At 34.2% G+C, this 10,718-nt stretch carries 11 protein-coding genes and 1 pseudogene; 10 read left to right on the plus strand and 2 right to left on the minus strand.

The window, feature by feature from the left end; all coding sequences use genetic code 11:
* Positions 1–1,468 precede the first annotated feature (1,468 nt).
* On the minus strand, positions 1,469–1,672 hold the full coding sequence (locus tag FEK30_RS01110) for a hypothetical protein (protein WP_138071256.1): 204 nt from the start codon (positions 1,670–1,672) through the stop codon (positions 1,469–1,471).
* A gap of 57 nt (positions 1,673–1,729) precedes the next feature.
* Between FEK30_RS01110 and FEK30_RS01115 the strand changes: the two genes are divergently transcribed.
* From FEK30_RS01115 to FEK30_RS01150, 8 genes are all read left to right on the plus strand, one after another.
* Positions 1,730–3,196, plus strand: coding sequence for a phage terminase large subunit family protein (locus FEK30_RS01115; protein ID WP_138071258.1), 1,467 nt, complete (start codon positions 1,730–1,732; stop codon positions 3,194–3,196).
* The gene (locus FEK30_RS01120; protein ID WP_138071260.1) at positions 3,193–3,768 is read left to right on the plus strand and encodes a hypothetical protein; all 576 of its coding nucleotides are present in this window, start codon (positions 3,193–3,195) and stop codon (positions 3,766–3,768) included. The genes FEK30_RS01115 and FEK30_RS01120 overlap by 4 nt, the downstream gene beginning before the upstream one ends.
* Before the next feature lie 66 nt (positions 3,769–3,834).
* Positions 3,835–4,881, plus strand: coding sequence for a protelomerase family protein (locus FEK30_RS01125; protein WP_138071262.1), 1,047 nt, complete (start codon positions 3,835–3,837; stop codon positions 4,879–4,881).
* A 33-nt stretch (positions 4,882–4,914) separates the two neighbouring features.
* Positions 4,915–5,328: a hypothetical protein gene (locus FEK30_RS01130; protein WP_138071264.1), complete on the plus strand. Its 414-nt coding sequence runs from the start codon at positions 4,915–4,917 to the stop codon at positions 5,326–5,328.
* Between the two features lie 146 nt (positions 5,329–5,474).
* The gene (locus tag FEK30_RS01135; protein ID WP_168191102.1) at positions 5,475–5,675 is read left to right on the plus strand and encodes a Rho termination factor N-terminal domain-containing protein; all 201 of its coding nucleotides are present in this window, start codon (positions 5,475–5,477) and stop codon (positions 5,673–5,675) included.
* Positions 5,676–5,732: 57 nt separating this feature from the next.
* Positions 5,733–5,951: a hypothetical protein gene (locus tag FEK30_RS01140; RefSeq protein ID WP_138071268.1), complete on the plus strand. Its 219-nt coding sequence runs from the start codon at positions 5,733–5,735 to the stop codon at positions 5,949–5,951.
* A gap of 95 nt (positions 5,952–6,046) precedes the next feature.
* Entirely contained in the window at positions 6,047–6,721 is a 675-nt protein-coding gene (locus FEK30_RS01145) for a hypothetical protein (RefSeq protein WP_138071270.1), read from the plus strand.
* Between the two features lie 53 nt (positions 6,722–6,774).
* Complete coding sequence (locus tag FEK30_RS01150) at positions 6,775–7,362, plus strand: hypothetical protein (RefSeq protein WP_138071272.1); 588 nt, start codon at positions 6,775–6,777, stop codon at positions 7,360–7,362.
* On the opposite strand, the gene FEK30_RS01155 is transcribed toward FEK30_RS01150, so the two are convergent.
* A complete protein-coding gene (locus tag FEK30_RS01155) occupies positions 7,359–7,841 on the minus strand; it encodes a hypothetical protein (protein ID WP_138071274.1) in 483 nt (160 codons plus the stop codon). The genes FEK30_RS01150 and FEK30_RS01155 overlap by 4 nt on opposite strands.
* A gap of 493 nt (positions 7,842–8,334) precedes the next feature.
* Here FEK30_RS01155 and FEK30_RS01160 point away from each other — a divergent pair, with 493 nt between their 5' ends.
* Together FEK30_RS01160 and FEK30_RS01165 are read left to right on the plus strand one after the other, a co-directional pair.
* Entirely contained in the window at positions 8,335–9,141 is an 807-nt protein-coding gene (locus tag FEK30_RS01160; RefSeq protein ID WP_138071276.1) for a hypothetical protein, read from the plus strand.
* 54 nt (positions 9,142–9,195) lie between these two features.
* Positions 9,196–10,718, plus strand: a pseudogene (locus FEK30_RS01165) (hypothetical protein); the annotation flags it as partial.

Here is a 10,718-nt window from a genome sequence, read left to right on the forward strand (position 1 = left end):
ACACATAAGTAGATAACATACATACTATGTAACTAACCTATTAGACAACTAACCTAATAAACAACTAACCTACTATGTAACTAACCTACTACAGTAAGCAATTGCTACTAGGTAAGTAATCTAGGTGCATTATAATTATAATGCACCTAGATTACTTACCTAGTAGCAATTGCTTACTGTAGTAGGTTAGTTACATAGTAGGTTAGTTGTTTATTAGGTTAGTTGTCTAATAGGTTAGTTACATAGTATGTATGTTATCTACTTATGTGTATATACTTAATAGGTATGCAATTCTAAGGTATTTAATAGTAGGAAAAAGGCTAAAAAATCTTGAATTACTAACAGCAACTAGAGTTTTTTACTAATAACGTTAGGTCAATTTTTTTTGTAATTACTGTTAGTAACTATGGGGGTTTAGATGTTTGTAAATAATTGGCGATCGCTTGCCGTTCTGATGGGCTTCACATTTGGCGATTGCTTGTCGTTGGTCTGGGGCTTGCCCTGGTCTGGGGCTTGCCCTGGTCTGGGGCTTGCCCTGGTATATGGCGATTCTGGGGCTTGAGGGGGGTTTACCTTGCCGCAATGGATGATTTAACAAGCAAAGGGGGTATCGGGGCTTCTGGGGCTTGCTGGGGGGTCTGCTGGGATGTTGGGTTATTTGGTCTGGGGCTTATGTGAGGGGGTGAGGTTTTGCCCTTTGATGGGGAGTTTAGCTAGTGAGTCTGATGGGGCTTGACGCAAAACGGTTAGCAAGTGTGACGCATATTCAGAGTCCCCATATACTTCTGTTTTGCGTCATTGGCTTCTTAACTAAATCTCTAAAACTTTTATGTAGATTGAGTTTCAAGGATTTTTTTGATTTCCGTCATTTCCGTCAAATCGCAAATTTTGGGGGTAAAAAATCGCCAAATGACGGAAAAATCGCTTTTCGGTTATATAAGCTTTTTGCTCATTTGACGGAAAAATCCAACAGGCGAAAAGCACGAAAAAATCCCCAGATATTTCAGGGGATATTGTCTAAACAGCTAATAAGGGTAACAGGTCAGAAATCTAGGTCATCTTCGATAATGATTTCATCCCCATACTCTCTAGGCATATCGTAGACCATATCGTTACTAACTTCGATATAACATTCATCTTCAAAAATTAATTGTTTTGCCAAATCTAGGACGCTGTATTCAGGGTGAGAAATCTTGTAGTCCCTATTTCTGTTTCTATGTTTGTCTAGTAAATTTTTCTTAATCTGATTTATAAAATGCTTTTTTGTGTAAAACTCATACCAATAGAAAACCCCCATTTATTAGGGGGCATAATTTAAGATTAATCTACATAAATTCCTACTGAAATATTATCAAGCTTGACCAAAAAGAATTTATCATTAATTCCTTTTTGTTGGATGAGTGATAAAACTTTAGGTTTTAATATACTTGATAATGTAGATAGGTCTTTAGCAGAAATAGTTACTTGTCTAGGCAACGTTATTTACTTGATAACCTGTGTTCTGTTGGATGGGAGTGATAGGGGTTGTAGAGTCTTTAACGATGGATAAAACCTTAAGAGCTTCATTATTATCCAGACAGACTCTATCTAGAAGTTTCTTTACTCTAGTGGCTTTTTCCAGAATGGTTAACTCTTCTGGGGTTTTTCGAGTACGTTTTTTAGCTTCAGTCATTGAACTATTGTCTAAACTTCTTTACCATTATAAATAAGTATTTTTGTTTTTACCAGTATGTATCAAATCAAATTGACTCCCAAAAATAAAATTAAAATTTTAGGTAAAAATTCTAAAGATGCTTATAACTTCAAACCATTACCAGATACATGGTTAGAATTTGCTAAATTATGTTTTATCAGGTCTGGGGCAAGCGTCATAAGGTTTGACCCTTATGATTATCAAATCAAGCTTGTAGAGCAGATAGAAGCGGGTAAAACTACGGTTATAACTAAAACTAGACAATTGGGGATTACTGAGACAATCAGCAATTATTTTTTATTTAAGGCTTGTAAGAATGCTGGATATTTAGCGGTGATATTTTCAAAATCACAAGCAGATACAAGCAACATCGCAAAACGGGTAAGACGACAATTAGAAGGGCTTAGTGATTATGTAAAACCTAAAACGGATAGTTTAACCGATATTGAAATATTGAATGGGGGTAGAATACTATTCAGAAATTCTACGCCAAATGGGGCTAGGGGCTTAGAGTCTGTATCTGATTTACTTTATGATGAGGCTGCTTTTGTAGATGAAATAGAAGAGATTTACAAAAGTTCTATTCCCTGTACTACTGTAGTAGATAATCCCAAGATTATTATTCTCTCTACCCCTAATGGCCAATCAGGCTTTTATTTTGATAAACTCAATCAGAATAATGGGGATAAAGACCTACTTAAAATTTGTGAGAATATTAAAAATAAATTGATAGCCCCAGTTCAATTTTGGCGTGATGAAAATGGATGGAATAAATTTATTATTCATTGGTTAGCCCATCCTAAATTTAGTCATAGAGAAGATTATCTAAGGGACATACAGGAAAGTACAGGGCTTAGTGAAACGATAGTACAACAAGAATATAATTTAAGCTTTACCGATAGTGAGCAGTTAGTATTTAATGCGGGTCTGGTTAGAACTAATGCCAGATTAGAAGATTATGAAACTGAATATGATTCTAATAGTTTGTACTTTATTGGGATAGATACCGCAAATTTAGGCGATGATTATACAGTAGCAACGGTTTTAAAACTTAATCAAGGTCATTATTCCTTAGTTTATCAATATAGAAAAAGAAGAGCGTCAAGCGAATATGACATTTATCAAATCTCAGAACTTATAGATAAGTTTAATCCTGAAGAGATAGGGATAGAAGTTACAGGGGGTACAGGTCAAGTTTATCTAGAACAATTAACTAGAGCATATAGCAATTATAAATTTAAGGCTATTAAAACAACGCAAGAAAGTAAGTTAGGAATGATAGAGCGATTGATTTTAGCAATGGATAAAGCAGTTATTAGCTATCCTAAAAAATGTCCTATAATTGAAGAGATGTTATGTTTTAGACGTATCGGTAAAAAATTAGAAAGTCAACAGGGCAAGCATGATGATTGTGTTATGTCTTTAGCATTTGCTTTAAATGTTACTCCCTTCAGTATTAATGAGCGCAAAACTATTAACATTAAAGACATTAGAACAATATGAAAAATTATTTTATTACTTGCTATGCTGATTTTTTGGGATTTTCTTTAGGATTATTCTTAGAAGATAAAGACGGTTTAACATTGCTTAAATTATTTTATTCTGACACAGTATCTAACAAGAAAATCTTTGAAGCTATTGATTCTTTTCATCCATTTATAAAAGAAAAGAATATTAGATATTCTGAGATTTCACTATATTTGAATGATAATAAAATTCTACATAAATATTTAAAAGAAAAAATTCACAATTTCAAGACCATTCAAATTTTAGATTTTGATTTAGAAGAGACATTGTATATTTTATCAAGTGCTATCAATGATGGAACATTTGCGATTACTAAAGAAGTAGCAAGTCACAATATTGTAAGAGAGATTAAAAATCTAGATTTGCAGGTTACAAATCACAAAGTCTATTCTCTATTGATTGCGGTTAAGAAAATTCAAAAAGCTAATGGGGTAATGATGTTTTGTTTTACTACAGGACAAAAAATAAATCCAAATAGTAGAGCATATAGGGAAAAATATCCATTTGGAAAACCAGATGTAAGAAGTGTTAAAGACCTTTGGAGATAAAAAAGATTGACATAGTAGGTTAGATACGTTACTATGAATGTAACTTAACTAACTGGGGGTTGTATCATGCCTAGTCACAAGGTCATTAAAAGGGCTTCAGAATTTGCTCAGAAGTTAGTAGCAGTTTGGGAAAAAGCGGGTAAACCTATAATGCTTTATCCACAATCGCCTAAAATCATCCCTGAATCTTGGAATGGGGATAGAGTCTTTAGAGATGAAATCATGGAGTCTAGCTTGCCAGAAAAGCAGAAAAAGGGGCTTCTGGATTGTCTAGATATGGCGATTGAAGAAAAAGAAGATTTGCTTACCCATTACGCTAAAAGCACTTTTATTAGAGAGATAGTCAAGAGTTATCGAAAAGCCATTGCAGAATTGGTGGGTATGGATGCTAGAAATTATCGCTCTACCCCCATTTGTTTCATTACCGCAAATGCTTTAGACGTTGCCAAGGGAAATCTAGAAGTTAAGAAAGCTTTAGCTAAGGATAGAATACCGATAAATTCAGAACTTAAAGACGCTTTAATTAATAAAGCAGTGAGCTTAATTAAACAAGAATCTAATAGTGCTAAAGATATTTATACTAAAGCTTTATCTTTAGAACTTCTTACGGGTAGACGTTGTTATTCAGAATTAGGGTTAACCGCTAATTTTCATCCCTATTCTGAAAATGAACTTATTTTTACAGGTCAAGCTAAAGGGTCTGAAGAAAAAGCTAAACGTGAATATATCATTCCTATTTTAGGCATTAGCCCCAGTGAAGCTGTTAAAGCATTGTTAGAAGTGAGAGAATGGATACAATCTAGACCTTGGTATTCTGAAAATATTTCTAAAAATGATATTAAAAAGAAATTAGAAACTCAGATTAAACAAAGTTTGTTTTCCCATTATCTCCCTTTGTTTATTCCATTAGCTAAAGCGGGTCATACAATCGAACTTACTACCCATGATTTAAGAAAGCTTTATGCTACTATTTGTCATCAGGCTTTAGCACCTCAAAAATCTTACACTCAATACATAGCAACCATTCTAGGTCATGACTCTATAGGCAAAACAGGGGAGATAATTACTAAAACTCAAAGTTCAGAACATTACGATAAATTCTATTTAGTGTAAAATATTAATGGTGTTTTTTACGTTTTAATCATTATGGATTATTTAGCTAGAATTGCAGAACTTGAAAAAGAAAATTTGGGGCTTAGAAAAAAGTTAGAATCTACAATCAGTCAATACAATATGAATGTTTCTCTAGCTTCAGAACTTGCTGGAAAAGTGGTTAATATCAATCAAATCATGACTGCTATTAGAGCTTCTGACCTAATCAGACAAGATGGATTTTATCTTAGGGGTGAATCTGGATTATCTGCTAAGGAATTTGTTGAGAGACTTAAATTAGATTCTAATTGGGATTTTCACTTTAAACACTCTAAACCGTCTAGTAAATCTAGCGATTCTAATCAGAAAAATCCTTTTTCTAAAGAGACATTCAATCTCAGTGAGCAAATGAAGCTTATGAAAAGTAATCCTGAATTAGCAGACCGTTTAAAGAGAGAAGCAACATAATAAGAATAATTACTTAGTTAAAACTATTGACATAACTAAGTAAGTAACCTACTATTGTAGATGTAAGGGGGCAATCGCCACATAAGCCCCCATCAGAACGCTACAGAAGGTTACTCAAAATGCTTAATTTCCTTATTACTGCTTCAATGATTTTTGCCGTTGTCTATACGCTGATTGCCTTTGTTACATTTGCACAATCTGAGATTTGCAATCGCCATCAAAAAATTCTTTACGCTCGATATAACAATTTAAAACTGACCACACTTAAGCAGATTGCTAAAAAGCGCGGTTTGACGCGATATAGCCGCAAGAAAAAGCACGATTTGATTTTGATGCTTATGGTCTAGTCGATTGCCCTGGGGACGGCATTAAAAGCTCCCTATCCATCTCTAGGAGTATTCATTATGAAATGGCCTATCCCGTCTTATTATGGCGATCCAAATCTAGCAGGGGAGAGACTAGAACAATTTATGGTTATGAAAAATTTTGGAGTGCAAGAGACTGCAAATTTTTTCAATGTTGATACAGATGTCATTGAAAGCATTTTGGTAAAAGATACTTCTTTTCCATCTATGGAATTTTTAGAACGGTTTATGGATGCTTCAGGCTTCATTGAAATCTAATTTATTTTAGTAATGTTATTTACCTAATAAAATACTTGACATTAGTAGGTAAGTAACGTTACTATAGAATCAAATAAAGAAAAGGGGTCTAAACCATGCCTTCTAAAAATCCTAAAACTACTATCCGTTTTCATTCTGAAGAGTCTAAAGAACGTTTTGACAGATTGAAAAATGACCATGGCAGTATTGCAGATTTTATTGATTTGCTTCTGGATACCTATGAAAATTACAAACATCTAGAAATTGATGATAAAGATGCTTCTAAAAGCAATCCTGAAGGGGAAATCATTTATCTAAGCCCTGAGAAAAAAGAATATTTTGATAGCTCTAGAAAAGATAAAGATACGGGTATGACCTTGGGAGAAACTGTTAAAGATGGTCTTAATCTGGATTCTCTAGAAATGTCTGAAGGAGAGTTTTTAAAACTTGCTGCTAAGGTTACAGGTCAATCTGAACAAGATATTATTAGCAAGGGTTTACAGTCCTATGGTCAGACCGCAATTGCTAAGATTGTAAAAGGGTCTGCTAAAGGTCTAGGGTCACAAGACGATGAAATTACAGAACAAGTCAAGACTCTAGCAGAACTTGTTAGTGCTGGAACATTGCCCCAATTTTCAAAACTCACTGTTACTACTATCAGTCAATTCACTAGCAAGAATTACAATACAATTAAGGGATGGGCAGAACGCAAGGGAGTTTTAGAAATGATTAAAGATAAAGACCATTATGTAGATAAAGACGGTCTTAAAGACTTTCTAGCAAAACTCTAAACACTCATTCTAAGGGGGCTATAAGCCCCTTTAACGTCTATAAAGGTATTGATATGGGTAGACCATCAAAACTTAAAAATGCTTCTCAGGATATCCAGAATAGAGTAATAGAACTTAATCGCAAGGGATATAGTCAAAACTATATTGCTCAAACATTAACAGAATCAGGATTTAAGATAGATGCTAGGTCAATAGCACGTTTCTTAGATTCATTAGGCCATGATAGAAATCACTCTAAAAAATGGGATAAATCTAATCATGTTGATTATGGTGAAACTAAGACCGCGCAAGACACACAGCAAGATGTAATCATAGTTGATATTGACAAAATTAAATCTGAATATGGCTTAAGTGATGACCTAACCAAGCCTGAAAATGTAATCGGAAATGTTCAAAAATTGGCTTCTGAGATACTTCTTTTAGAACAAATGATTTGCATTGAGAAGTTAAAAGCCTATGCTAAGGCTAAAACCAAACATCCATCAGAAGCTTTACGGGGATGTAAGATTGCTTATGAAATCTTTGCTTCAGTCTGGGGAGTAGAGCAAACTATTAATATAAATAGTGCAATGGCTACCATAGAACGTCACTATGGTAGCCTTGAGAGTTTAAAACAGATTGAAGAAATTGAAGAGAGTTAAGCTACTAATTGAACACTCTTAGAATTTCTTTTTCTCTCAAAGTCTTTAACTTTGTTTTTCATTGCAAGCTTTTCAACATCTTCAATCAAATCATCTACCATTAAGAAAAGTTGATATTTATTTTTTCCAGAAATAAACATTTTTAGAGTTTCCTTTTCACTCTTAAAAACAATATTCTTATTTTCAAAAAGAATCACATAACCTTCTTTACTTCTCAAAGAATCATCAAGCCCCATAGAAACTAGACTCTTCATAGCGTCTTTAATCATATTAAAAGTAACTCTTGATTTACTTTCCTTAGCTTGTTCTTTAAGACGCTTGATAGCTCTCATTTCAAGAATCATCTCAAAATCATAATAGCTTCTAGCAGTTTCATAATCAGCAATCTTATAAGGCTTGATAATTCCATAATTAATCAAACCTTGTATCTGATTATTTGATAAGCCTGTTAGGTTTTGGGCTTCTCTACGGGTAAACATGGCGACTCCAACACGGGTAAAGGAAACAGAAAAAGGAAATTTTAAAACTGTATTAGTGTGATTTAAGCTTAATTTAAACCATAAAAAGGCTTAAATGACGTTATTTAAGCTTATTTTAGACAGTATATATCTTAATTTTACCTTTTATATTTATATCTTGTAGAATTAATTTATCTTATCAGTATATTTCAAGTATAAAAAAATAAATATTTTATTTTTAGTGGTCATATTGAAAAAAATCATTTAACATGGTGTTAGGTCTGAAGGGCTAACCTATGTATTTTTTATCCGCAAGCCAGCATCAGAAGGGATTACAGGGAAAACAGAATGCTTATTTTTCCCCTTATGCCGTTCTGTGTCATGACTACTGCGATAAAGATGATATCGGGGCTTTTCAGGAAATCTCTAATTTCAATGGTCAATTATGCCTACTACCGCAAAACAATCTAACCAAGCTAAACAGACTGAACAAACCACTACCCCAGAAAGCACTATGACCACAATTTTCAATAATCCCAGCACAATCGATTTAATCGATATCTCTAACCGTCTGATTGCAAGCAACCAAGGTCTAAGAGAGAAAGCTGAAAAATCCAATAGCCCTGTACTTATCACGGGTAAATCTTTGGTCAAGAAAATTCCAAGTCTGAAGCCCTTGGAAAAGAAGACCCTCATTTCTATCCGTTCTATGGATGGGGTCACACAATCGCTTTTGCCTTGCGTCTACCAAGATGGGGGCGATGTAGTAGTATGTCTACCCGACCTAAACGCTACCCCTTGTCCTGAATTTGAAGTTTTAGGCTTTAGAGCAGGTCGCAACGGTTTTTCAATCCTGAAGTATGGCGATGTTGTTATCAAGGCTGCAATCGCTTGTAATCGTGATTTCCTTGATGATTTAGAAGCTGAGGGTCAAGACTACTCAGAAAGTGAAGGGCAACCAGACCCTAGCATTTTGAAGCCTAAGCCCCAATTGGAAATTCCATTACGCAACATTCCTGAAAATGTGATTTTCAAAATCACTGCTACAGGGGGCAAGACCGAAAAATACAATACTGACCTGATTGACATTCAATCAGAAGAAAATCCCGAAATGATTTACCGCAACGTCATTTGTAATTCAGAGCTATCCAGAATCGCAAATTCTGGTAAGAAAAAGTTCAAAATTACTGAACACGCGACTACCTATCAAAAGACCACTGAGAAAAATCAATACGGCAAAGAAAAGCAGATTACTAAAGAAGTGACTAAAACTTATGTTATTCCTGTAGATGAGTTAGATTTATCTGACCTGAAGCTGTAAATAAAAAGGGGGCTACTAAGCCCCCTAATTTATCCTTTATTGTTGCCATTATAAATGTTTTTTCCAAAGTTAAAAAAAGGATATCTCTATAATGAATCTGAAGTGATTCAAGACCCGTCAAGCTATGAAGGGGACATTAACTTACCCCTAGTAATGGATACTGAATTTACAGGGAAAAGACGTATAGGGATTACGGTACAGGTCAAATCAATCATAGAAAAAAATGAAGATGGGGCAATATTTGACCATCAAGACTTTGTAAAAGCTGTTGATTATGATAACGAAATTCTTAGACATAAAGCCATAGAAACTGATTTTGCAGCAATCGATTTTTTGAGGCTAAGGGGTCATGACGCAAACATTAGAGAAACAAGTAGAGTAATTAAATCATATAAGGGTAATAGATTGCCCATTTTACAAATAGATGTTTATAGTCATTTTGCCTTAGCAGAACTATTTATAATTTTTGGAGATACCGTCAAAAAACATTTAAAAAGACTTATTTGGCGGTCTAGAACTAAACAGTTAGAACTAAAAAGACGCTTAAGAACACTTACCAGATACAAAGGGAGTGAAGTTAGTGACGCGATAGAACTACCTTTTTTAATCGATTTAGATGGTAAAACGTATCGATTTAAACTTAGAATTATTGATTCTTGTGCTTTACATGGGGTAGCTAGTTACGCTCAATTAGCCGAAACTGTGGGGATAAAGCTATCCTACAAAGATAATTTGACGCAAGATGATAAAGAAAACATGATACAAGTGTATCGGACTAGACCTAAGCAATATGATGAATATGCTTTAGGCGATTTATCCGTATATGACATTTTGAGGGCTAATGCAGACCTTTTTAAGCTTGTCTGGGATGTTTTAGGGGTCAGTGACCATTACAAGTTACCAAGCCTTACTATTGGGTCTAGCATCCATGATTTATTTAAAGGGGTCATCTTCAATCGCTTAGGCATAGACCCGTTAGATAAAGATTTACAAAAATTTGTTTTAGACATTTCTAAATTTGCAAGTGCAAATCATCTAAAGTATCAAGTCAACACTACAGGCTGTTTACTGGCTAAAGTTGCTGGGGGACGTTGCCGCAATAATCGTCCCTTAGTAAGTTTCTCTAGAACAAACTTAGTAGATATCGATATTTCTGGGGCTTATGGCAATGGGTTAAGACACCAAATATTCCCGATTGGTAAACCTGTTATTGAAGAGTACCCTGCTAACTCAGAATTTAATGGTTATAAAACATTACGGCAATGGCTAAAAAGTAAAAATTATGGGGGTAAGAAAAATCAATTAGTAGATGGGCTATGGATAGCCATAGTTTCTACTGAAGGCAAGAAATTAAAAACAGCGCAAGACTTTTTGATAAGCTGGTTTGATTTTCGCTATGAAGAAATAGCAGATATGACAACCGATGTAGATTGTTTAGATGTTGAGATTAATCCTAAAACAGGAAAAACAAAGATTCTAAATAATGAAGTAGTAGATAGCGTTATCACTTCAGACTTCATTGAATGGTTAATGAATATCTGTAATAAAAAACAACGTGATGAACTTCTAGACAATTT

The organism is Picosynechococcus sp. PCC 11901 (assembly GCF_005577135.1).
Taxonomy (GTDB): domain Bacteria; phylum Cyanobacteriota; class Cyanobacteriia; order Cyanobacteriales; family MRBY01; genus MRBY01.